Below are 22,499 nucleotides of genomic sequence, written 5' to 3'. Positions count from 1 at the left end.
GTTACTCAGAGCGCTTAAAAGCAGGACTTTCACGCCATAACGCCACTGCGAACATCAATACACCTGCAAACAGCGCGATATCGGCCATGTTAAAGGCGGGCCAATGCCATTCGCCCCAGTAAACGTCCAGGTAGTCAACGACGTACCCACGCGCTAAGCGATCAACGGTATTACCGAGTGCGCCGCCAAGAATCAGACTGTACGCACAGGCTTCCAAGCGCGGCTTGGGTTTGCATAGCTGCACGAGCAATACGACGACCACCACCAACGCTAAACCAAGAAAGAGGTAGCGCTGCCAACCACCTGCCTCCGCGAGAAAGCTGAAAGCGGCCCCTGTATTACCGGTGTAAACCCAGTTAAAAAACGGTGTTAGCGGAATGACTTGGCCAAACGACATCTGGGCATGCACGATTTCTTTGACCAGTTGATCGGCTAGAGCCAACACGCAAGCAAATGTGAACCATGGCCAACGTCGTGAAGGGCTGTCGTGTTGCGCTGTTCTCATGACGTTGTTTTTCCGTGTGACAGGCCTGTCAATGCGGTACTGGGCGAAAAGCGATAACCCAGCAGTCGCATGGCGTTCAACGTCACCAGGACGGTAGCACCGGTATCGGCCATCACCGCAATCCACATACCGGTAATACCCAGCGCTGTGGTGACCAGGAAAATGGCTTTTAAGCCAAGGGCGAGAACAACGTTGGTTTTCACATTGCGCAGCGTGGCACGAGAGAGGTCTATCAGCTCAGCGATGCCGGTAACGCGGTTCTTGAGCAAGGCTGCATCGGCGGTTTCCAACGCCACATCCGTGCCGCCCCCCATCGCGATACCCACATCGGCTGCCGCGAGTGCCGGTGCATCGTTGATGCCATCGCCTACTTTACCGATGGGGCCACGGCCTGCCGCTTGCCAGTCTCGAACATACGCTGCCTTGTCTTCAGGCATTAGTTCGCCGTACGCTTCAATGCCTAAGCGACCCCCCGTGGCAGCGACGGTGCGGGCATTATCACCGCTGAGCATGACCGCCTGTACGCCTAAACGGGATAGCGCCGCTAGGCCTTCAATGGCATCTTCGCGTGGCTCATCGCGAACCGCGATCAAGCCCAACAAACGCTCGCCTTCGACGAGGAGAGCGAGGCTCTTACCGGCTTCTTCTAACGCGATAATCCGAGCACTGAGACTTTCCTCAAGGATGACTTGCTCGTGAAGGTGACGAGGCGTCATTAAGCTCAGCTCGCGACCCTCCACCCGGCCTGAGACACCGCGCCCCGCCAAAGCACGACTGCCAGTGACGGTGGGGAGGTTTAGGCCTGACTGTCGGGCATGCTCAACGATAGCCATGGCGATAGGGTGACTGGAATCTCGCTCTATCGCAGCGGCGAGCCGCAATACGCTGTTATCGTCTTCCTCAGCGATCCAAGACTCCACATCTGTGACTCTTGGGGTACCCGCAGTGAGGGTGCCCGTTTTATCTAATGCCACCAAGCGAAGCTTACCTAACTGTTCAAGAACGGCTCCCCCTTTGATCAGTAGGCCGCGCCGAGCGCCCGCCGAGAGGCCTGCGGCGATGGCGGCTGGGGTGGAAATGACTAACGCGCAGGGGCATGCGATTAACAGCAATGCTAACGCACGGTAAATCGACTCCGACCATGCCATGGTCGATACCAGCGGTGGCACTATCGCCATCAGGAGGGCGAGTAAGACGACGGCGGGCATATAGTAATACGCAAAACGATCAATAAAGCGTGCTATCGGTGCCTTGGCGGCCTGTGCTTCTTCAACCAGGCGAATAACGCGTGCGATCGTATTGTCATCAGCGCCTCGTGTTACCTCCACCTCCAGGGCGGCATCAAGATTCACTGTGCCAGCAAAAATGTCATCACCAGGCGCTCGCGAACGGGGGATGGACTCGCCGTTAACCGGCGACTCGTCAATGTCGGAGGTGCCCACCAGGATGCGTCCATCGCAGGGAACGCGATCACCGGGCCGCACCAGCACACGCTGACCGGGTTTAAGTGACTCCGCCGAGACGTCACGCAGATGGCCGTTGTCCATCAGCCTCGCCGTTGAGGGTGTTAAATTTGCCAAGGCTGAGATACTGCGGCGCGCCCGAGAAGCAGCTACCCCTTCGAGTAGCTCACCTACGGCGAACAAGAACACGACCATCGCAGCTTCAGCGGCAGCATTGATGGCCAATGCGCCAAGCGCAGCGATGCACATCAGCATCTCGATGGTAAAGGGGTTGCGCATCTTGAGGGCACCCCAGGCACTCTGCGCAATGGGCATTAAGCCGACCAGCGTGGCCAGAATGAAAGGCACATTGCCCAGCGCAGGCCATGCTAAACGAAGCGCGAAGGCCACGATCAGCAGATTTCCTGTGATAATGACCAAGCGCCCTTTAGCGGTTTGCCACCAAGGGGATGCAGAGCCAGATGCGTGTGTTTGGCCATCATGGGAAGCCACTTGATAGCCTAGTTCGTTCAGGATGCCCTCAATGGTCTTTCGCGAGGGGGCCCCGTGATCGTGGTGATGAATCTTCACCGATCCCGTGACCGAGCTTGCCGTGACTTCCTCAATGCCGTCCAGCCGCTCTAGCGCCGACACGACCTTGCGCTCACAACCGCCGCAGTCCATGCCTTCAACACGCAGCGTCAAAAAGGTAGGCGCTGTCGCCTGCGTTGATGTTTTCATGGTGCCTCTTCTCCCAATGGGCTATGGTTTCGCAGTGTAAACCTTGTAGCAACTATAGCTTCAAGCCCTGCGTAAGGAGTTTTACCATGTCGATGATGGGGCAAAGTATCAGCATTGGTGAGTTAGCACGACGAGCCGATTGCAAACCTGAAACGGTTCGCTATTACGAGCGTATTGGGCTGTTGCGCGATGCGACACGAACCGGTGGGGGGCAGCGCCGCTATGGAGACGACGCTGTGCGGCGCTTGACCTTTATTCGTCATGCCCGAGACTTTGGCTTTTCGGTAGAGTCAGTGCGAGAGCTTTTGGCCATGTCAGATCAACCTGACATGCCTTGCCAAGAAGTCGATGCCATCGCCACGCATCACCTAAAGAAAGTGGAATCCCGCCTTCAACGACTGTCCGCACTGCGTGAGGAGCTTCAACGGATGGTCACACAGTGTGCCGGTGGCAAAGTGGAAAGCTGCCGAATCATTGAGGTCATCAGTGATCATCAGCTCTGTATCACTGAAAAATCGCACGGAGGGGCTCACGACTTGGGTTAGAACTAACGCTACGCCCCACGCCCACTGGTTAGCCCAGAGAAACATCCAAAAACAGCATGAGTACCAATCCGATGGAGAGGCCCAGCGTGGCCTTTTTTTGGTGCCCGCTCCGATGAGTTTCGGGAATAATCTCATGACTAATCACATACAGCATCGCTCCCGCCGCAAAGGCCAAACCCCAGGGAAGTAGCGCTTGTGACATGCTGATGACTCCAGCGCCTAATAAGCCACCCAACGGTTCAACAAGCCCCGTAAGGGCGGCAATCGTCCATGACCGCCAACGTGAATAGCCCACGCTTGGCATTCTTGCACATCAACCCATTCGGCGGGATTGACCTGGGGGGAAAGTGAATATTTCTGTCCACGACTAGGTGCACCGTAAACAGGGGCTGCTTCGTGGGCCAGCACGACAGGGGCTTTATTGGAGAGCTGTACATTAGCCTTGTGACACAACCCCTTCCAAGCCTGCCGATACCAGAACGAACAGGACAAAGCCGCCTATGAAGGCCAGCGGCGAGACGTGGGTATCTTCTCCGCTCTCATGAGCCTCGGATATCATGTCCTCGATGGCAGCGACCGTGAGAAGGCCTGCCGTGAACGTCAATGCTGCTAGCTTGAACGCTTCCGGTAGGTCCCTGAGCACGAAATAAGCGAAGATGGCTGCCGAGAGTACGGGAACCGCCAAGGAGGCAGAGATCAGCAAGCGCTTGCTGCGGGGAATTCCTTTGTCTTTCATGTTGGCGATCATCGCGAACCCCTCAGGGCCATCCGCGAGCACCTGCCCCGCCGCCAGTATTATCGCGACCGACGGTGAGACCGCCGACCCCGCCCCGATCAGGAGGCCATCGCTGAACAGGTCGATGGACACGGCGATATAGATCATCCAGACACTCGTCTGACTGCCTTCTTTCTGCTGACCTTGCCGCTTCTGGAGACTCTCAACGAGCTTCTCAAGGCCTACGTAAACAATGCCACCCAGCGCGAAAGCGAGGGCGATTAGCCAGGCTGAAAGGCTCTCCAGCACACGTGGCATGATTTCCACCGCCACCACCGCAATGACGAGGCCGGCAGCACCGTGAAGGGCGTAATTGAGACGGCGCCCTGTCGTTCGGGAGGCCTCCGCAGCAAGCCCGCCGCTGAAGTTTCCCAACGCGGGCAACAGCGCCAAGCCGAGTACCAGCCAAATACTATCCATCATCTTCCTTCCTTGGTAGATTCCTAGATACGCTGCCTTACTAGTTCCGGACCTCACGCTACTCGTAGTCGTTCAGGCCTAGCGCACTTGTACAGCCACTTCGATTAAGTGTCCCAGGCATCGATAGCTGCATACCGTGCAGCCTTATGCCTTGAGCGCTAGGATGCGCCGGGCGCCGTTGAGGACGATCAGGCCCACGATGGTACCGATAATCAGGTCAGGGTAGCTAGACCCCGTCCAGGCGACCAAGGCACCGGCGGTGATGACGCCCATATTGATCAACACATCATTGGCCGAGAATATCCAGCTTGCCTTCATATGCGCGCCGCCCTCGCGGTGCTTGTATATCAACAGCAGACAACCGGTATTGGCGATCAACGCGACGAAGGCGATGGCCATCATCATCAGTGATTCGGGCTCACTGCCGAATACAAAGCGTCGCACCACCTCGACGAGCACGCCGATAGCCAAAATCAGTTGCAGTACCCCAGCCAGATGCGCGGCACGTACCTGCATCTTCGCACTGTGCCCTACGGCATAGAGGGCCAGGCCATAGACAGCTGCATCGGCAAACATGTCCAGGGAATCAGCGATCAAGCCGGTAGACTGGGCGATCAGGCCAGCAGTCATTTCCACCACGAACATGAGCGCATTGATGCCGAGCAACACGCGCAGGGTGCCAGACTCCTGCGTCGCAGAAGCCGCCGAGCTCTCAGCGGCCCTAATTGTCTCTGGGTCGGCAATGACAGTTTCCTGAAGAGAAGCACCTAGCCCCAAGGTTGCCAGTTTCGCGGTAATGGGCTCAGCCTCACCATCATGCAAGACCTCCAACCGGCGGTTCGACAAGTCAAATGACAGCGTTTGAATCTCATCAAAGCCATTCAGCGCCAAGCGGATCATCCGTTCTTCTGAAGGACAATCCATCTTCGGCACGGCATACACACTGACATACTTCCCTGACGCTTCGGAGAAGACCGGCATATCGGTATCCGTTGCAGACGTTGCGTCGCAGCCACATGGGCCTCCACAGGTTTTACGCACGGTACGGCTCCAGTTAGCCAACATAGTTTGTCATCATTTAAAACTATATAGTCACTATAAGGTCAATAGGACAGATGATCCGTTAAGGAGTAAGCCTGATGCGCATTGGTCAGTTAGCCCAGATAGCGGGTATCGACACGCAGACGATCCGCTTCTATGAAAAACAGGGCCTGTTGCCGCTGCCAGACCGCCAGCAGAATGGTTACCGCATTTATAACGAGAAGCATGGTGAGCGGCTTGCCTTTATCCGTCACTGTCGAATCCTTGATCTGTCACTGACAGAGATTCGCGAGCTACAACGCTATCAGGACGACCCTCACCAGCCGTGTACTGCCGTCAACGCAATGCTGGATGAGCACATCTCTCATGTGCAATCGCAGATAACCGCTCTGCAAACGCTTGAGAAACATCTCATTTCACTGCGAGCATGTTGCAATGATGATCGAGAAATTGAAGCGTGTGGCGTTCTTGCCGGAATTAGCGAAGGAAATATGTACTCACAGTAGGCTCAAGCATCAACCAGATATTCCGATGAGAGGTCGGTTTGCCTCACTCTCATGCAAAGGTGACACCCACCATTTAATCCACTTATCTAAATTTTATTGCTCGTTAAGTGAAATCAGAACGTAAATAGAAGCCGTACCGATAGCTTGTTCTAAGCGATCTCTTGCCTCGTAAAGTGACGCTTGATATTCACTTTGAGTCGGCTGTTTGCCTAGCATGATGCGTTGACCTTGACCAAGGGGATCAACAGGCTGGTTATTGACTCTCACTTCGTAATGCAGGTTGGAGCCCGTGGCGACCCCGGACGAACCTACCTCTCCGAGCGACTCTCCCGCGTTGACTAAATCCCCAACCACTAGCTGTGGGGAGATTCGGCTAAGGTGTGTGTAGCGACTAATGGCCCCTGTGTCGTGCTCCACCTCGATCACCTGCCCATATCCCCCTTGGCGACCCATAAAGGATACGCGCCCAGGTGCGGTGGCAATGACCGGCGTTCCTGTCGGCGCAGCCAAGTCAATTCCATTATGAGGACGCATCCCTCCATACACAGGATGTCGCCGATTCCCAAAGCGAGACGTTAAGCGGGCACTAAGCACGGGCAACCGCAACGTGCCTAGCAGGGTGTCGCTTTTGAAAAGAGCTACGTCCCCCTTTTGGGTGACCGGCCAAACGACCTCCAAGGGCTCTGCCTGATCAGGCAGAGCTGCATAACTGAGGCGTGGTGGCCCAACACGGGTGCCGTCCTGGCGTCGATCTTCCTCCCACACTAATTGAATACGTTCACTGCCAGAAAACTCCAGCGGCGCTGCGATAAACTCGCTGAGCAGTATTTCCAGTTTACTGGCGAAACGCGTAGGGACACCTTCTGCTGCTAAAGCCTCGTAGAGGGTGGTATCAATGATGACATCACGCCCAAAGGTTAGGGTATCAACGCTATCAAGCGGTAATGTGCCTTCTTGCTCGCTAGTCGCTTGTAACCTGACAGGGCTAAGTTCAGACGGCGGCAACGAAAGATGCGTTTGCCAATTGGCTTCGGCTAGCAAGGGGTAAAAGCCCACCAAGCCTAGTAACCACCAGCGCTGCATCACTGGCCATCCTCTTCCCCAGAGATCTCCGCTACTTCACTCTCGACGGCATCAATCAGCTCTTGCATACCAAAGGGGTCTAAAGGCTCGCCATTGACAAAAAAGGTGGGTGTTTGGCGAATCTGATTGGCTCTGACATCCGCCATGTCTTGGTCAATCACCGCCTGCACCTCAGCAGAAGTCAGTTGCTCTTCGGCAGCCGCTAAATCAAGGCCCCCTTGGCTCGCGATATCGAGGATAGCGGATTCATCAAAACTGCCATGTGAAGCCCATTGATCCTGGCGAGCCAGCAGCCTCTCCAGTACCGGTTCAAAGACGCCCTGACGACGAGCAACTTCTAATACCCGAATGGCCTTATCAGATACGTCGCCGTGGAAAGGAGTGTAGCGCACGATGAGCCGCACTTTTTCTGGGTAGGTTTCCAGAATACTTTTTGTCAGGGGATAGAAAGCACGGCAGGCTTCGCAAGCCGGATCGAAGAATTCCACAATCGTCACCGGCGCGTCTTCTCGCCCCAAGATGGGGGAGTGTGAGCGCACCAAGGAGTCCTCTGCCTGGACACCGCTCTCCTTTGCTGCCTGAGCTTGCATGTCTAAGAGGGCAGGTTTCGATACGGCGACGATCGCAGCGGTCAGCATTAACGTACCGGCCAATATAAAAGACGCTTTTTTGAACATGTTTTTCTCTCTGTCTCAACGATAGGGTGGAAAAGTCGGGTTGAAAAATAAGCCAATCGCTATGGGAGTAAGCTGCTCGCTATCTACCTAAGCCGGGAGCCGGCCTCGGTCTGTCACTCATGCCCATATAGATAGGCATTTTGATGGGCGTGGTCACTATGCTCAAACTCTAGGCTGGAATGAGCAATATTGAAGCGCGTTTTTAGCTGCTCCTTGATCTCTGCTTTGACGGATTCAAGCTGCTGCCAGCCGGTTTCTGTCAGAACCACGTGGCAGTCAAGGGCTGCCGTGTTTTCCTGCATCTGCATAGATGCACATGGTGAATATCCTGGACTCTCTCGATATCTCGTACGGTCTCAACGACTGCCTGCCCGTCAATGTCCGGGGGAGATCCCAGCATTAGCGTACGGATAGGGCCGCCAATTTCAGAGAAGGCTAGGTAAAGAATATATAGCGCAATCCCTATCGTGATCGCGGGGTCTACCCAGCGCATGTCGTACAGTAAAATAAGCGAACCACCGATAATCACGGCGATGGAGGCAAAAGCATCCGATAAGTTATGCAGAAAAAGGGCGCGGATATTGACACTCTCTTTTTGCATTGACCACGTGAGCACGGCGGTAAGGGCATCGACGACAAGCGCGACGCCACCAATAATCACGATCGTCCATCCCTCTATTTCAGGAGGATCGATCATCCGCATAGCGCCTTCGTAAATCAGGTAGACGCCGACAATAATGAGGGTGGTGTAGTTGATGAGTGCTGCCACTATCTCGATGCGGCCATAGCCAAAGGTCATGTGCGCATCGGCGGGCCGTCTGGCGATTTTACGAGCGGCAAAGGCAATGACTAACGCTGCCATGTCTGAAAAGTTATGTAACGCATCAGCGATCAGCGATAAGCTTCCCGCCATAATGCCACCGACGATTTGAGCGATGGTTAAGAGCCCATTGGCCCAAATGGAGATGCTGACGCGCCGGTCGCCAGAGGCAGGATCAATGTGGGGATGATCATGATGATGTCCCATCTGTTACCCTCTCTCGAATTATCTGTTCTTGGTACTATAAAACCTCTAGCAACTAAAGCTTCAACCCTTGAGCATTGTCTATTTGCATCGCTTGATTGGGAAGAGCGTTCTGAAGTGGCTTAATGGATGTGACCAACCCAGTTAAGGAATAATCCCCTCTACTGGAGACTGTGCTAAATGACTGCAAAAAAGAAGTATTCAAAGGAGTCAAGCTGGACGCCATTAGCCTCGTGTTAGAGCAAGGCTGTAGCCGAGCGGAAGCAGCACGCAGCTTAGGCATCAATGCCAACATGATGGGCCGGTGGATCAAAGAGCAAGAGCTGGCGACCGACGACGGGCAAGCATTTCGCGGTAACGGAAAGTTGACGCCGGAGCAGGCTGAGATTCGCAAGCTGCGTGAAGAGGTGCGGCTTCTGAAGATGGAGAAAGAAATTCTAAAAAAAGCGACGGTCTTCTTTGCCAAGGAAACGCGGTGAAATACGCGTTCATCACCCAACATAAGAAGATCTGGCCGATCGCTTTAATGTGTCGATTACTGGGTGTAAGCCGCAATGGCTACTATAAGTACAGACGGCGCCATCAGAGCCAACCGCCAGCGCCTGAACACCAAGCGATGTTGGCAGCGGTCACAGAAATTGCTGAAGCGAGTGGCTACAGCTACGGGGTGAGGCGAATGAAACGGGCGCTCAATGCTTTGGGCTACCCGGTGGGCCGCAGGAAAGCCCGATCACTGATGCGCGAGGCCGGCGTCAGGGCGCGCTACCGTAAGAAATACAAGGTAACGACCAACAGTCAGCATAAACAGCCGGTATTTGAAAACGTCCTGAAGCGAGCGTTTACGGTGGCGGTGCCGGATCAGACTTATGTATCAGATATTACGTATATTTGGACACAAGAGGGCTGGCTATATCTGGCTGTCTATATTGAACTGTTCAGTCGGCGGGTCGTGGGCTGGAGTATGGGGTCGAGGATGAAGGCCCGTCTGGTCACTGATGCGCTGCACATGGCCTTATGGCAGCGACGGCCAGCAGCAGGCTTGATAGTGCATTCAGACAGGGGATCTCAGTACGCAAGCAACTCGTATGGATGTTTGCTATCAGCCCATAGCTTTGTCGGTAGCATGAGTCGCAAAGGCGATTGCTGGGACAACGCATTGGCAGACAGCTTTTTTGCCAGCCTTATGAAGGAGCGAGTCCAATGGAAACATTATCAAACCCGCGCCGCAGTAAGACATTCTGGACTATATCGCGATGTTTTATAACAGTCGGCGGCTACACTCATATCTAGTTTACACCAGCCCCAATGATTACGAATCAGCAATGGCAGAACTAAAGAAAGTAGCTTAACTGGGGTGTCACAAATTGGTTGACCACTCCAAAAAGGGTTCAAGCAATCGATGATGAAAAAGAAGTTGCTATGGTAACCATTCTGCTTGGATAGAGAAAACAATACCTACTTCACGAGCTATAAAAAGCTAATGGAAAATAAGTTAAAATTAGGGGGTTATATGGTTTTTATTCTTACAGTGTCCAATACTAGCTGGGCTCATCGCGGCAAGGGCAGTCGGTATTCAGTGTGATTGAGCCAATAGATCGAATAAGCCGCCTATCTAAGCATGAGTGATAGAAAATTTAGACAGATCTGCCTTTAAATGCTTCCATCCAGTTGATTGAGGCGTGACGATGCTGCTGAAATCATTAGCTTATAAGTGAAGGAAGTCTGCGCAGTTCTGAAATAGTAGTCAGAAGTGAGTTGAGTGCGTCTTTGTCACTCATTTCGTTGGAATTATAGTAACCTGCAATTTTAAGCATTTGATGAATTCTGGCTTTAATTTGAGTAAAGGCCCTATGATCGAGTTAGATGGTTTTGCTCAAGTTAGCGCATCGACTATTTATGAAGATCTAAGAAGTATAAGAAACGAATTTTAAAAAGTGTATGGTTTAGGGTTTAATGTTGTAGAGACTAAAGAATCAGATAATGAATCTAGCCAATTCTTGTCGGGAGAGAAAATTGTACTTACTGGTACGATGGAAAGTTGAGGAAGATCTATTATGAAAGCATCCGCTTAAAAACTTGGTGCAAAAGTTAGTAAATCAGTATCTAAAAAATACTTCATTTTTAGTTGTAGGCAATAATGTTGGAAATAAGCTTGAAGATGCTAAAGAAAAAGAAGTAAATATACTAACCGAGGCAGAGTGTTTAGCGCACATCAAAACAAAGGAGTAAACTAAGCCGGAAGTAAATAGATCGAATATACAGGTTTCATAACTATCATTTCAACAAGAGCGTACATTTAATATTTTCAATACTATAAATATAACAATAGTGAGGGAAGCACTTGATGGCGTCTAACTGACGCCATTTAAAATGTAATTAAACACCAATTGCAAAGATAAACAGTCGTAGAGTTATATTAATTAAACGTGGATAAATCCTTTATAGCTCATCAAGTAAAACTAATAGTTTTTGTAATGCTTTGTTCTCATTAATATTGTTTAATCTTAAATCTTTTGCAATAGTTTTCATTTTTTGTATGCGTATTCTAACTTGCGTAGAAATATTCTCATTATTGCCATTCTGTAAATTATTGTATTCTGAAGCTAAATGTATATATCGTGATAACGTGTCGTTTGATGCGTGCATTGTTAATTTTCTGCATGCGTCTGCAGCTACTGTTAATACGTTGAAGAAACTACCTGAAGATGAAATTTTTTGGATTGCCTTAGCAATGTTAATTGTTATGAAACGATGACGAAAAGAGTGATTGTTGAGGTGTTTTAAGTAGTCAGAGTATTGGCTACCATTTATCACTTTCTTAGCATAGTTTTTTATGTAGGATGCAGTAAGAGGATTCCCAGTTCTTATATCAACAAAAATTGCATCATGATTTAAATTTGGAAATTTATCTTCAACTTTTAAGATATGTATCATTATAATTTGCAAGTCATCCATTGTAGTGGGAACTTGACGGGTCTTACCTTTATATTTTCCTTTAAGAATAGGGAGGTCCCGGATAACAGCTACTTCATTGACATCCGCTAATGGATGCATTGCCTTCTTAATCATTGATCGTGTAATTTTATGAATTTCAGTAATTCGTGATCCTGATATATCTAGTAAAGTGCCTAATGCTTGCCAACGAGTAACTAAAAAATCATTAATATTAGGATGATAGGTGGTATGATTAATTGCATCAAACCACATCATTAGTTCGTGGTCACGAATGTAATCAGTTTCACGACTTATATGTATTAAACCATCTAAGGCGCGGTGTGTTATATATTCAATGTTACGACCGTTTTTTTGAAAACTTGATAAAGAGTAGTGTACATTGAATTTCTTATCTAATGAAAAATTTGAAGTAGCCAATTGCCATTCTGGGTATTTACCACTTAGGTAAAGAATATAGTTGAGTGCAGTTCTACCATGGGAGATAATAGTGTCGTCATTGACGCCTCGATCATTTAAGGTTTCAATGAAATCATAAATAATACTATCATCAATCATTTCTAGTTTGATTTTATTATCGTCTAAAAAAGAAGTAAAAATATTAAGGCTGTATGCCTTTTTAACTACAGTAGTAGCTAAGGGAGAAATGTTGTAAACTTGCGAACCCCCGCCGTAATTTGTTAAATATGCATTTGCTTCCCAGTCGAAGCTACCATCATTTTTTATGATTAAAGGTAATGGGCAATTGGAGCTTTCGTGCTTTCGGCTGCTGGTCAGTATAAAATCTAAGCGCGGATACTTAGCTATCTGTAGTTTAGACATTACTTAATCATCTGAAAACGATGCCTTCCAAGAATTCGTGATTGATCTAAAATCATTGTTCTATATGCTTCATCAATATGTTTGTCTTCTCGATTTTTCTCGATTAACTGCATATAGGCGCGATATACCTCCGCAAGAGCGGATCTCAACATTTCATTCTCTTCACGAAGATCAGTTAAACTATCGTAACTAGCATTTGAGGAGAATTTATATTCACGGCTACTCGTATCCGAGTTTATAATTCTTTGGTTTGCATTATTAATAGCTGAAAGTAAGGTTTTGAGAGCGTTTGCGTTATGGTCTGCGTACGCTGTATTACGAGAATATGCACATATATTAAGTTCCTCATCGTGCCATTTGTGTATAGCAACTTCAGATATTTTTCGCCCTTTTATCATAAGGCTTGTAGGTATATCATCTATAATATCAATTTGATCAAGAATTTTAGCTTTTAGCAATATTGACTTTGTTATTTTATTCTTCTTATCAAGCACGTTTTTAGATGTTTCACCAGTTTTAAATTTTGACACTTTTAAGATTCCTCTTTATCTGAGAAATAGAAAAAAACATCCTCACCATTTATTTTATGAAAACGTACTTGTTCGCCAGTATTTGCTATGTGATCATTGATCATACTGTGGACAAGAGGCTCCAAAACAGTGGAAATTTTTGATTCTTGCCTGGCTGATGAAACGATATTTTGTATGGTTTCATCACTGTAAATACATTTATGTAGTTGGGCGGCAGTACGTGCAATCGTTAATTTTGCCTCCTCAAGCCATTCATCTGTAGGCGATACTTCGGCATAATGGAATGTTTGATCTAGGTCTGCATGTCCCATAAACCAAGATAATTCATCTAAACCGTAAGAATCAGAGAAGTTAAAATAAAGCACTGCGAATAAACGACGAAACTGGTGTGTGGTTGGATACCAGCGTTTACCATCTATGAGTGGAGATTCACTCCAGTCTTGGAAAAAATCTATAGCATTGTAGATACTATCGAGTCCTAAAGGCGCTTTATAAAATTCTCCACCGGAATAAAGGTTAGCGTACATTGATCTCTCTGCTATTATCGCGCCAAATAAGTATGATTCAGAGTCTTGTGAGAAGAAGTTGCGACGTGATTCAAGTTCACAAATAAGTGCCGCAAAGTCTAGCCCATAATCATGAATTAAATTGGGAATGGGTCGATGCACTTCCTCTAAATCAAATCGTTCTGAAGTTTTTGGGATGCGAAGAACAAGGTCGAATAAACCATCGATTGGAGATTGTCGAAAACAGTCACGCTTAAGTGAGAGTAGGGAGGTTGAACGCCCGGCTGAAAAGCTCGCTAATAAAAGCCATATAGCCGCACAGTATAATGTTATGGCATTACATACTGATAAGCCTTTTTTATCGTTTGGCGAAACTGTTTCTTCTGTTTCTGTGAGCCACGATGTTATATTGAGAGAGGTAAGAGCGTCTGGAATACTGGTATGTTTAAACGTATACTCTTTAATTTCTTTAGAATATCTAGCTTGAATTGTAGATGGTGAGTGCCCTAGTTCTTTGATTTTATTTTGCTCTGTTTTATTAAGTTGTGAAACAAGTTCTAGTAACGGGGGGCCAAAATTCCGTGCAAAATGTAAAGCTGAAGAAATTGTATGAAGAGCAACATTAACAGGCATTAAGGGCGTTTTTTCTGGCTCCAGCATGTGCTTAAATATTGTTTTTCCCGAAGAAAATAACTTTATGGGGGAGTGCTGGAATTTGTATAGCTGAGCCGTCCGCGATACGTAGAGCGCTTCTAAATGAGAAATAATATTTGAGATTGTTTTTTCTTTAGGAGCTAGGTCTATATCTGAGTTAAAATCCTTCGTGTTTGCTTTTTGATACTTTCGAAATTGATTTTTTTGTGCTTGAAAGTTATCGAAACGAGAATCTAAGAGGAGAATCAACTTGTGTTTCAGACTCATGAATTCTCTTAAAGTCATCTGAAATTCATGAGAAAGTTCATTCCAATCAATTTCTGATTTTGCTCTCCAGCGGTGCATTATAATTTCTAATGCAGCATCTAAATGTTGTCTAGAAACCTTGTATGACAGTAGGTAGTGTTTAAGGTCGTTGAATGTTAATTGGTCTAGATTCCTTACTGGTGGCTTATTGGTTCTATGTCGTAGCTCATTCGCATGAAATATGACATATGTTGTCGTAATTAATATGTCTCTCATGCGAAGAGGTCGGCTGATCTTTCCGATTAGGTGTAAGTACAAAAGGCTATGGCGGATATCGATTAGTAAAGGTGACCATAGAGGATCCGTTAAATATTCTCCATATGACACGGATCGTTTGAATTCCAGTTTATCTACACTCTGGGGATCCTCTCCTGGTATTGTAGCGGGAAATGCTGTCTTCGCCAGTATCCATACTTCATCGTCTACAGAATTATTTAACATCCATCTGGGCTTTGGGTAGTTCTTATCCTCTATTATATTGACCGCCTCAATATAATCGACCAGCTCTCTTTTTGGACTAAAATTGAAATTTTTCATATTATTTAACATATTATCCATTCTGCACGGCTAAATGCGCTTTACGCAAAAGCTGTTTCATGGTGATAGGACCTTCTGAGATTTTGGTAAGTACATTTTTGCAGTATTCCCGCAAGGTCTCTTCGGAGCCTTCTAAGGCATATTTAATTGCGAGAGCGATGTTTTTTTCGGATACACAAAAATATATGTTGGAGGGTTTACTTACTGTTTGTGGGTGAAAAGCGATTCTCTCGAAGAGATTACCGCCCATATCTGGATTTTTAAAAGCTTGTTTGACTTGATTTTCAAAAGTTTCGCTGTCAAGCAAAAGTGACTGAGCTGGTGCAGCATCACTAGATACTGCCATATATAATAAAATATTTTGGAAAGCTCGGATTTTGACTCTATAAACTAACTCTGAAAGGTATGGGGGTATATACCGTGCAAGTGTTGTTTTTACGTGATTACCAAGATAGGTTGCGGACTTTAATGCGTTTCCATTCGAATCAAGATAAATTAAAATTGCTTTCGACGTGCGAATTTTTTTCAACGAAGCTTCATTAAAAACTGTTTTTTCTTTTGCAAGCTTTTGTCTTATGTTATTAAAACAGTTCTGGAAAGTTTCTGGTGTTGGGGATGTTGCTCCCCACTTGGTTAGGCATAACCAAAGCTCAGATTGTTTGGTTATACCTCGAGTTCGTGATGTCATTTCTAGTGCCATCTTCAAACACGTTGCTGCATCAATATCATTAGGATCTATTTCAGTCAGTGGAAATGTGCTGCCAGCAGCATGTCTGGTTCGAGCATTTCTGGCGCGAGGCTTTAAGGCCTTGAGTCGTACACTCCCTTCATCTGTTACTTGAACAAATTCATGGCCGTGGCTATCACTATAGATTTTAACTTTGTAGAGTGAGTAGGGATTAATCCCGAGTTCTTCTACAATGATGATTTGCATGGCAGACGCAACTTTAGGTAGTAGTCCCAAATAACCTAAAAGCTCATGACGACAACGAAATCCATAAATACTAAATGTTTGAACGTTCTGCACCACGGAATCAAAATAATGATCAAGTGCTGCAACTTGATTTTCAAAACTCAGTGGGTTTGTATTATAAAATGGATTAAGATATTTCTTACCTTTTGTATTGTTTTTTACCAGCATTTTGGGGTGGTTAATAAACTCCTTAACCTGGCTTTTTTCAACTATTTCTTTCTTTGATTGGAAGGCGTGATAAGCGTCGTAAACTATATTTTTTGCTTCTGATACGATTATATTTAAATTGTTAGATAAATCTTTTTTTAAATCAGATATAAATGTGCTGGAGTCAATAAACTTTTCTTTTTGATGTTCGTCATACACTTTAATATTTGATATTAAAGGGTTGTTAGAACGCACTTTCTGCGTTCGTGTGCATCGACGCAAGTTGTTCGGGAGAACAATATTATTGGGTAGCAATTGGTGCTCGATGAGTACCAAAAACGAATTTTTTACATTCTGAAAACGACCATATGCGCTACTTCGCTGATAATTATTTAACAAATCATCTCGAAATATAGAGAGTTCGTTGTTAATAATTTTTGGATTTTCATGCCAGTTAGTGGATGTTGCGTGAAGCTGCGGTAGAATTTCAACCAGCGGGCCGCGATGATGCTTGCTATTTTTTTTCGAGTTGACATGTTCTTTAAGTCTTTTAGCAATATTTGGAGTGCAACATTTTAAAAGTATAGCGTCAAAGATTTGGTCGGCACTTAGCTTTGCTTTTAGCTTGTTGAGCGTTTTATCGGGAATTTTTTCTTCTTTGTACTTTTGGTGATCCATGTTTGTTTGAGGCTTAGATGGAAGTTCGCCATCTTCTTTAATAAAGCCATAACCTATAAGTTTGTTAGTTATAATTAAGATGTATGCATAATTTTTTGCGGCGGTTGTCAGAGTGTGTTGTTGGCAGTAATACGAACGAATAAATTCGAGGTTTCGTACCAGAGAAAATGAATTATTGTTTCCAGTCTTGGATTCGATGAGCAAGCCGATGCATGTACAAAGAGCATGCATAGTGGCCTCGCGGTTCGACTTGGCTAGGCTATTCGCATATCCAGTGATGAAATTAAGAGTTTCGCTATCAATGAAGGTAGATAGATATTCAATTTTGTCGTTGTAAGTCAATGCTCAATACCTATTTGAAAGTATCAAGTAGAGATCGTGCACTATTGTTATCGTATAAACAATTGATAAAATGAGAAATTATTCATATGATGTAATTGTAGAGAGTGACACTTCGAGGTGATTCCTCAAGTCGTGAGCGTGCATACCGAGCTGCGACCAGCGGATGCAAGGGAGATCATTTTTCCCGAACATTGCCCGGTGTGCGGTTCGGATATCGAGCGTATTGAAGGTGAAGCGGTCGCTCGCTGTTCGGGGGGCCTTTACTGTGCGGCGCAGCGTAAAGAAGCGCTCAAGCATTTCGCCAGTCGCAAAGCGCTGGATATTGACGGCTTGGGCGAAAAGTTGATCGTGCAGTTAGTTGATTTGGGCTGGGTAGAAACGCCGGCGGCGCTGTTTCACTTGTCTGTTGAACAGCTTCAAAACCTGCCGCGTATGGGCGAGAAGTCAGCCACCAACTTGGTCAACGCGCTTGAAACCGCTAAATCGACTACGCTGGCGCGGTTTATTTATGCTTTAGGTATTCGTGAAGTAGGTGAGGCGACGGCGGCCAATCTCGCCAACCACTTTGGTACCCTTGAGGCCATTCAAGCCGCTGAGTTGGAAGCGCTGGAAGCGGTCAACGATGTCGGCCCGATTGTAGCCGCCCATGTGCATACTTTCTTTCGCCAACCGCACAACCAGGAAACCATTGCCGCGCTGATTGATGCGGGCATTACCTGGCAAGAAGCGGAAGTCACTCAAGGCCCTACGCCGCTGGAAGGCCAGACTTGGGTGCTCACCGGCTCATTGGAGAGTATGACCCGGGATGAGGGCAAAGCACGCTTGCAGGCGTTGGGTGCTAAGGTAGCGGGTAGTGTATCGAAGAAGACTACCTGCCTGGTCGCAGGCGAAGCGGCGGGCAGTAAACTTACCAAAGCTGAACAGATGGGCGTGGAAGTCGTGGACGAAGCCACCTTTATCGAACGTTTGGCAGAGTGGGAGCAGCGTTAATGAGCCGTTTTATTGAAGTACCCGCCCGAATGCTGCCACCGGACACCCTCAATGCCCTGCTGGAGGCGTTTGTGACCCGCCAGGGCTACGACACCACTGATACCACGGGCGAGGGCATGCACGGCTGGGTAGCCGAACTGAAAAAGCAGCTTGAGCGCAATGAGCTGATTATCGCCCACGACCTTGAGCTAGAGATGACCGAAGTGATGACCCTGGCTCAGTGGCGTTCGTTTGGGCGCGATGTCGCCGACGACGAAGAAGAGGGCGATATTTAGCCTCATCTTGCGAAAAGCCTCCCAATATGTCGTTGCGAGGAGCGCAGCGACGCGGCAATCTCAGCCTGTCGGGGCACCCACCCCAGATTGCTTCACTTCGTTCGCAATGACGCCTATGTGTCATTGCGAGGAGTGAAACGACGAAGCAATCTTTGCTGGCATTGGCAGGCAAACCCGAGATCGCCGCGCTACGCTCGCGATGACAAAAGAATGTTGTAGCCAGGCGCCCAGCCAATGTGTCATGGCGAGAGTGAAACGACGAAGCAATCTCAACCTGTCGGGGCACCCACCCCAGATTGCTTCACTGCGTTCGCAATGACGCCTATGTGTCATTGCGAGGAGTGAAACGACGAAGCAATCTCAACCTGTCGGGGCCCCCACCCCAGTTTGCTTCACTGCGTTTGCAATGGCACCCCATATAATGAGGCGGAGTACTTCGCAGTGACAAAAAAGAGCTGTTACCCGGTTTTCTATTAAGCATTCTCGCCGCGAATAATCGCACTAATAATCCGCCGCCCCGGATGCAGGTGATCGACCAGCGGCGCTTCTAGTGGCATTGGTTCATCGCAGATTCGTGAGGCGATTACCTCGGCACAAAGCGGCGCGCTGGCGAGCCCCCTTGAGCCGTGGGCGGTGGATATCCACAGGCCTGGATGGTGCCTGCCAGGTATCTCCGCCACGCGGGTGGCATCCTTGCTCAGCAGCGAATAATCCGTTCGCCATGCTTCTGCCACCGGCACCGGCCCAGCGTAAGGGGTTTTGTCGGGGCTTGCTGCACGCACGGCGGCACGGCCCTTAAGGCTCTCAGGGCTCAGCTCAATGCCTGCCTTTTCCAACGCCTCTACCAGCGCGGGCAGCGTCTGACGCAGCTCATCGATATTGCGCTGATGGTCGTCATCCGTCACATCAGTTGTCGCATTGTTGGGTATAAAGCTAGCCCCGAAGGTCAGCACACCATCTAAAGCGGGCGCCACATAGCCGCCAGCACAGACTACGCGTTTAGGGCCCGCTACCTCATTGGGTAGCGTTAGCTCGCTAATCTGGCCGCGCACCGACTGTAGCGGTAATTCCGCCGTTTGCGTAAAGCAGTTAGCCAAATGCGCGCTGGCAATCACCACCTGATCCGCCCGCAACGTACTGCCATCGGCCAAGTTCAGTTGCCAGCCGTTTTCTAGTTGGGTAAGGGAGCTAACGTCGCCTTGCTGCAAGCTAATGCCTGGTTGGCTAAGCAAGTACTCACACAGCGCCTTAGGCCTTACCCACCCCGCCTGTGGATAATAAAGCCCGTGAGGTGCACTGACGGTGATTGCCGCCGTTTCGGTTAACGTCGGGTTCTCCATGCCCGTGACGACTTCAGGTGGCAGCGGGTGTTGCTCGATAAAACGCTGCTGGCGGCGTGCCTCTTTATCACTGCTTGCCAACTGCACCACGCCGCAGGGCTGCCATAAGCTTTGGGGGGAGTTTTGCTGCGTTAACCAGCGCTGGCTGTACAACAGCCCAGCAAGATAAACCCGGCTTTGGTGATTGGTCTCGGCGGCAAGCTTTACATATAGCGCGCCCTGGCGATTACCCGAACCGCCCGCACCGAGTGCTTCGCGCTCCACCACTGTCACCTTAACGCCCCGCCGTGCCAGCGCTGCCGCTACGCTGCTTCCCGCCAACCCGGCGCCGACTATCACAACGTGCTTGGCCGGTGTCGCAGGCGGTGGGATAAACCAGGGAGTGGCCTGGCGGCGGTGATCCGCTGGTGGAGCTTCGATACTGCCCGCTAGCATTTCCCGCTTGCGGCCATAGCCCGGCACTTTCTTCCAGTTAAAGCCCGCCGCTTTCAGGCCTCGTTTGACGATTCCTGCGCAGGTAAAAGTGGCGAAAGTTGCGCCGGGGTGTGAACGGGCGGCCATGGCGTTAAACAATTCAGGCTGCCACATATCGGGGTTTTTAGAGGGCGCAAAGCCGTCTAAAAACCAGGCGTCGACCTGACCATCCAACTGCTCCAGGCGCTCAGTGGTATCGCCAAAATGCAGATCAAGGGTGACACGATCGGTTAAGTGCAGGCGGTGAATACCGCTAACGGCGGTGGGCCACTGTCCGCAGAGCGCCTGTGCATAAGTCGCCAGCGAGGGCCAGCTCGCTAATGCTTGTTCAAGGGCAACTAGCTCAAGGGGAAACTTCTCTGTGGATAACAGGTGCAGCCGTGCAGAAGAAGGGGCATGTTGTTCAAAACAGGCCCAGGCGCAGAGCATATTGAGCCCGGTGCCAAAGCCGGTTTCGCCAATCACAAAGGGCCGCGCGGCTTCCCAGGCGGCAAAGCGTTCGGGGAGGTGATTGGCACCCAGAAAGACATGCTCGGTCTCTGCGCGCCCATCACCACGGGTGAAATAGATGTCATCAAACGCTGTTGCGTGGGGGGCTCCCTCGTTCCAGGTAAGGGTTGGCGTCGTTAATGCCGCAAGCGGTGGCAAAGCGTTTGAACGTTGGGTCACGCAGGTATCCGTATTGATGAACAGGTGGTTAAAAAATGATCAATTTGTTAGCGCTGGCGTTATCTCTGGCTTAGCGCAAAGCGTCCGCCGGGTTTGCACAGAGTTTTCCACAGGCTCTGTGAAAAAGCCGACGAACCCTCCATACTTGCCTATTGGCGTCAAGGCATAACTTTCTTGAACGGCTTAACAATTACCTTGGCATACACCCCTGCAATAATGTATGGGTCAGCGTCGGCCCACGCCTTGGCGCCTTCCAAGCTGTCGAATTCCGCTACCACCAAGCTGCCGGAAAAGCCTGCATCACCAGGATTTTCAGCGTCGATGGCAGGGTGAGGGCCAGCCAGTACCAGGCGGCCTTCATCGCGCAGCGCTTCCAGGCGTGCCAAGTGGTCTGGCCGGGCCGCTAAGCGGCGCTCTAAGCTATTGGGTACATCTTCACTCATAATGGCATACAGCATTTGGGGTTAACTCCTTGATAAGACGAGGATGCAAAGTGACCGTTAATTGACCGCACTGGCATAAGCGCGCACCATATCTTACCCATTGCGAAGGGTTCATTCACAGCTGAAAAGCGCATTCTGACAAACTGGCCACACGGCGTCATGCTTATGCCTCGACTTCCCTATACCTTTGATGCCGATCAGCGCTACCCAGTTGATTTGCACATGCACTCAACCGCTTCCGATGGCGCGTTAACGCCCACCGAGCTGGTAACCCTGTGTGCCGAACGCGGGCTGACGCACATGTCGCTCACCGATCACGATACCATGGACGGCATTGAAGAAGCGGGCCGCGCGGCGGAGCAAGCAGGGCTGTGTCTTATCCCCGGCTGTGAGTTATCCACACGCTGGCAGGGCGTCAATATCCATGTGGTGGCGTTGATGCCCGGTGGCTTACAGGGGCCAATGGTAGAAGGCCTAATTCAGCAGCGTGAAGCGCGGATACAGCGTGCAGCAGTGATCGCCGAAAGGCTGGAAAAAGTCGGTTTATCCAACGCGCTGGAAAAAGCGCGCCTGCACGCCGGCAGCGACCGCCCGCTAGGCCGCCCGGACTTTGCCCGAGCGCTGGTAGCGGAAGGCGTGGTGCCCGACTGGGCCAGCGCCTTCAAGCGCTATCTGGGCAGCGGCAAAAAGGGCGATGTTAAAGCCCACTGGCCGGAAATCAGCGAAGCCGTGAGCTGGATTGTCGATTCCGGTGGCGTGGCCGTGATTGCCCATCCACTGCGCCACGGCTTAACCCGGCGCAAGCGAGGCCTGTTGATGGATACCTTCCAAGCGGCGGGCGGCCAATCGGTTGAACTGGTCAGCGGCCAGCAGAACCCGGATAGCACCCGCGACCTGGCGCGTCAGCTAGTGGAGCGCGACCTTTACGCTTCTATGGGCAGCGATTTTCACTTCCCTGGCAGTCATGCGGCCCCCGGCAGCATGAGCCTAGTGCCGCGCACTGCGGCGCCCCCCATATGGCAGCATCCCCGGCTGCTGCACCTGCGCGATGCGTCACCCGGCCTGCTGGCGGTCGGTTAAATCACAGCCGGGTCATTGCAAA

At 49.5% G+C, this 22,499-nt stretch carries 19 protein-coding genes and 2 pseudogenes; 6 read left to right on the top strand and 15 right to left on the bottom strand.

What is annotated here, in order from left to right; all coding sequences use genetic code 11:
- Position 1 precedes the first annotated feature (1 nt).
- Together lspA and AC4EYZ_RS07630 are read right to left on the bottom strand one after the other, a co-directional pair.
- Positions 2 to 505, bottom strand: a complete 504-nt coding sequence (gene lspA, locus AC4EYZ_RS07635) for a signal peptidase II (protein WP_141439930.1) — start codon at positions 503 to 505, stop codon at positions 2 to 4.
- Positions 502 to 2,688, bottom strand: coding sequence for a heavy metal translocating P-type ATPase (locus AC4EYZ_RS07630; RefSeq protein WP_141439929.1), 2,187 nt, complete (start codon positions 2,686 to 2,688; stop codon positions 502 to 504). Before AC4EYZ_RS07630 ends, lspA begins: the two co-directional genes overlap by 4 nt.
- 86 nt (positions 2,689 to 2,774) lie before the next feature.
- Between AC4EYZ_RS07630 and AC4EYZ_RS07625 the strand changes: the two genes are divergently transcribed.
- Positions 2,775 to 3,233 carry a MerR family transcriptional regulator gene (locus tag AC4EYZ_RS07625; RefSeq protein ID WP_127062889.1) on the top strand — a complete coding sequence of 153 codons (459 nt, stop codon included), beginning with the start codon at positions 2,775 to 2,777 and terminating at the stop codon, positions 3,231 to 3,233.
- 28 nt (positions 3,234 to 3,261) lie between these two features.
- Here the strand turns inward: AC4EYZ_RS07625 and AC4EYZ_RS07620 are convergent, their stop codons facing one another.
- The 3 genes from AC4EYZ_RS07620 to AC4EYZ_RS07610 all read right to left on the bottom strand — a co-directional run bounded on the left by AC4EYZ_RS07620 (position 3,262) and on the right by AC4EYZ_RS07610 (position 5,469).
- Complete coding sequence (locus AC4EYZ_RS07620; RefSeq protein WP_242007719.1) at positions 3,262 to 3,537, bottom strand: ZIP family metal transporter; 276 nt, start codon at positions 3,535 to 3,537, stop codon at positions 3,262 to 3,264.
- Between the two features lie 132 nt (positions 3,538 to 3,669).
- Entirely contained in the window at positions 3,670 to 4,485 is an 816-nt protein-coding gene (locus tag AC4EYZ_RS07615; RefSeq protein ID WP_227404214.1) for a ZIP family metal transporter, read from the bottom strand.
- An 87-nt stretch (positions 4,486 to 4,572) separates the two neighbouring features.
- A complete protein-coding gene (locus tag AC4EYZ_RS07610) occupies positions 4,573 to 5,469 on the bottom strand; it encodes a cation efflux transmembrane domain-containing protein (protein WP_085920394.1) in 897 nt (298 codons plus the stop codon).
- 98 nt (positions 5,470 to 5,567) lie between these two features.
- Between AC4EYZ_RS07610 and cadR the strand changes: the two genes are divergently transcribed.
- On the top strand, positions 5,568 to 5,975 hold the full coding sequence (gene cadR / locus AC4EYZ_RS07605) for a Cd(II)/Pb(II)-responsive transcriptional regulator (RefSeq protein ID WP_085920374.1): 408 nt from the start codon (positions 5,568 to 5,570) through the stop codon (positions 5,973 to 5,975).
- 93 nt (positions 5,976 to 6,068) lie between these two features.
- Here cadR and AC4EYZ_RS07600 read toward each other — a convergent pair whose 3' ends face one another.
- The 4 genes from AC4EYZ_RS07600 to AC4EYZ_RS07585 all read right to left on the bottom strand — a co-directional run bounded on the left by AC4EYZ_RS07600 (position 6,069) and on the right by AC4EYZ_RS07585 (position 8,762).
- On the bottom strand, positions 6,069 to 7,058 hold the full coding sequence (locus AC4EYZ_RS07600) for a M23 family metallopeptidase (protein WP_141439928.1): 990 nt from the start codon (positions 7,056 to 7,058) through the stop codon (positions 6,069 to 6,071).
- A complete protein-coding gene (locus AC4EYZ_RS07595) occupies positions 7,058 to 7,735 on the bottom strand; it encodes a DsbA family protein (protein WP_022521292.1) in 678 nt (225 codons plus the stop codon). The genes AC4EYZ_RS07600 and AC4EYZ_RS07595 overlap by 1 nt, the downstream gene beginning before the upstream one ends.
- 113 nt (positions 7,736 to 7,848) lie before the next feature.
- Positions 7,849 to 8,004 (bottom strand): hypothetical protein, encoded by a 156-nt coding sequence (locus AC4EYZ_RS07590; RefSeq protein ID WP_244317804.1) that lies wholly within the window; start codon positions 8,002 to 8,004, stop codon positions 7,849 to 7,851.
- Positions 7,995 to 8,762, bottom strand: a complete 768-nt coding sequence (locus AC4EYZ_RS07585; RefSeq protein WP_244317809.1) for a cation diffusion facilitator family transporter — start codon at positions 8,760 to 8,762, stop codon at positions 7,995 to 7,997. Before AC4EYZ_RS07585 ends, AC4EYZ_RS07590 begins: the two co-directional genes overlap by 10 nt.
- Before the next feature lie 177 nt (positions 8,763 to 8,939).
- Here AC4EYZ_RS07585 and AC4EYZ_RS07580 point away from each other — a divergent pair.
- Positions 8,940 to 10,108 (top strand): annotated as a pseudogene (locus AC4EYZ_RS07580) (IS3 family transposase).
- Between the two features lie 1,090 nt (positions 10,109 to 11,198).
- On the opposite strand, the gene AC4EYZ_RS07575 reads toward AC4EYZ_RS07580, so the two are convergent.
- Genes AC4EYZ_RS07575 through AC4EYZ_RS07560 form a run of 4 tightly spaced genes read right to left on the bottom strand, consistent with a single transcriptional unit; the run spans position 11,199 to position 17,206 of the window.
- Positions 11,199 to 12,533 (bottom strand): site-specific integrase, encoded by a 1,335-nt coding sequence (locus AC4EYZ_RS07575; protein WP_141439927.1) that lies wholly within the window; start codon positions 12,531 to 12,533, stop codon positions 11,199 to 11,201.
- Entirely contained in the window at positions 12,533 to 13,063 is a 531-nt protein-coding gene (locus AC4EYZ_RS07570) for a hypothetical protein (protein ID WP_141439926.1), read from the bottom strand. Before AC4EYZ_RS07570 ends, AC4EYZ_RS07575 begins: the two co-directional genes overlap by 1 nt.
- Before the next feature lie 2 nt (positions 13,064 to 13,065).
- The gene (locus AC4EYZ_RS07565; protein ID WP_208797129.1) at positions 13,066 to 15,087 is read right to left on the bottom strand and encodes a site-specific integrase; all 2,022 of its coding nucleotides are present in this window, start codon (positions 15,085 to 15,087) and stop codon (positions 13,066 to 13,068) included.
- The gene (locus AC4EYZ_RS07560) at positions 15,080 to 17,206 is read right to left on the bottom strand and encodes a hypothetical protein (protein ID WP_286902492.1); all 2,127 of its coding nucleotides are present in this window, start codon (positions 17,204 to 17,206) and stop codon (positions 15,080 to 15,082) included. The genes AC4EYZ_RS07565 and AC4EYZ_RS07560 overlap by 8 nt, the downstream gene beginning before the upstream one ends.
- Before the next feature lie 114 nt (positions 17,207 to 17,320).
- Here AC4EYZ_RS07560 and ligA point away from each other — a divergent pair.
- Together ligA and AC4EYZ_RS07550 are read left to right on the top strand one after the other, a co-directional pair.
- Positions 17,321 to 18,196: pseudogene (ligA, locus tag AC4EYZ_RS07555) on the top strand (NAD-dependent DNA ligase LigA); the annotation flags it as partial.
- Entirely contained in the window at positions 18,196 to 18,471 is a 276-nt protein-coding gene (locus AC4EYZ_RS07550) for a YheU family protein (protein ID WP_022519947.1), read from the top strand. The pseudogene ligA and the gene AC4EYZ_RS07550, both read left to right, overlap by 1 nt.
- 473 nt (positions 18,472 to 18,944) lie before the next feature.
- Here the strand turns inward: AC4EYZ_RS07550 and mnmC are convergent, their stop codons facing one another.
- Complete coding sequence (mnmC, locus tag AC4EYZ_RS07545) at positions 18,945 to 20,954, bottom strand: bifunctional tRNA (5-methylaminomethyl-2-thiouridine)(34)-methyltransferase MnmC2/FAD-dependent 5-carboxymethylaminomethyl-2-thiouridine(34) oxidoreductase MnmC1 (RefSeq protein ID WP_490204210.1); 2,010 nt, start codon at positions 20,952 to 20,954, stop codon at positions 18,945 to 18,947.
- Between the two features lie 158 nt (positions 20,955 to 21,112).
- On the bottom strand, positions 21,113 to 21,412 hold the full coding sequence (locus AC4EYZ_RS07540; RefSeq protein WP_138800953.1) for a YciI family protein: 300 nt from the start codon (positions 21,410 to 21,412) through the stop codon (positions 21,113 to 21,115).
- Between the two features lie 144 nt (positions 21,413 to 21,556).
- Here AC4EYZ_RS07540 and AC4EYZ_RS07535 point away from each other — a divergent pair, with 144 nt between their 5' ends.
- Positions 21,557 to 22,477: a PHP domain-containing protein gene (locus AC4EYZ_RS07535; protein ID WP_474193219.1), complete on the top strand. Its 921-nt coding sequence runs from the start codon at positions 21,557 to 21,559 to the stop codon at positions 22,475 to 22,477.
- Positions 22,478 to 22,499: the final 22 nt, after the last annotated feature.

It is taken from the genome of Vreelandella sp. 162(4c) (assembly GCF_058152265.1).
This window is presented reverse-complemented; position numbering and strand designations above follow the sequence as displayed.

Coding starts and splice junctions, on each gene's coding strand:
- lspA (WP_141439930.1), bottom strand. CDS start 505: ATGAGAACAGCGCAACACGACAGCCCTTCACGACGTTGGCCATGGTTC.
- AC4EYZ_RS07630 (WP_141439929.1), bottom strand. CDS start 2,688: ATGAAAACATCAACGCAGGCGACAGCGCCTACCTTTTTGACGCTGCGT.
- AC4EYZ_RS07625 (WP_127062889.1), top strand. CDS start 2,775: ATGTCGATGATGGGGCAAAGTATCAGCATTGGTGAGTTAGCACGACGA.
- AC4EYZ_RS07620 (WP_242007719.1), bottom strand. CDS start 3,537: ATGCCAAGCGTGGGCTATTCACGTTGGCGGTCATGGACGATTGCCGCC.
- cadR (WP_085920374.1), top strand. CDS start 5,568: ATGCGCATTGGTCAGTTAGCCCAGATAGCGGGTATCGACACGCAGACG.
- AC4EYZ_RS07600 (WP_141439928.1), bottom strand. CDS start 7,058: ATGCAGCGCTGGTGGTTACTAGGCTTGGTGGGCTTTTACCCCTTGCTA.
- AC4EYZ_RS07595 (WP_022521292.1), bottom strand. CDS start 7,735: ATGTTCAAAAAAGCGTCTTTTATATTGGCCGGTACGTTAATGCTGACC.
- AC4EYZ_RS07585 (WP_244317809.1), bottom strand. CDS start 8,762: ATGGGACATCATCATGATCATCCCCACATTGATCCTGCCTCTGGCGAC.
- AC4EYZ_RS07575 (WP_141439927.1), bottom strand. CDS start 12,533: ATGTCTAAACTACAGATAGCTAAGTATCCGCGCTTAGATTTTATACTG.
- AC4EYZ_RS07565 (WP_208797129.1), bottom strand. CDS start 15,087: ATGGATAATATGTTAAATAATATGAAAAATTTCAATTTTAGTCCAAAA.
- AC4EYZ_RS07550 (WP_022519947.1), top strand. CDS start 18,196: ATGAGCCGTTTTATTGAAGTACCCGCCCGAATGCTGCCACCGGACACC.
- AC4EYZ_RS07540 (WP_138800953.1), bottom strand. CDS start 21,412: ATGCTGTATGCCATTATGAGTGAAGATGTACCCAATAGCTTAGAGCGC.
- AC4EYZ_RS07535 (WP_474193219.1), top strand. CDS start 21,557: ATGCTTATGCCTCGACTTCCCTATACCTTTGATGCCGATCAGCGCTAC.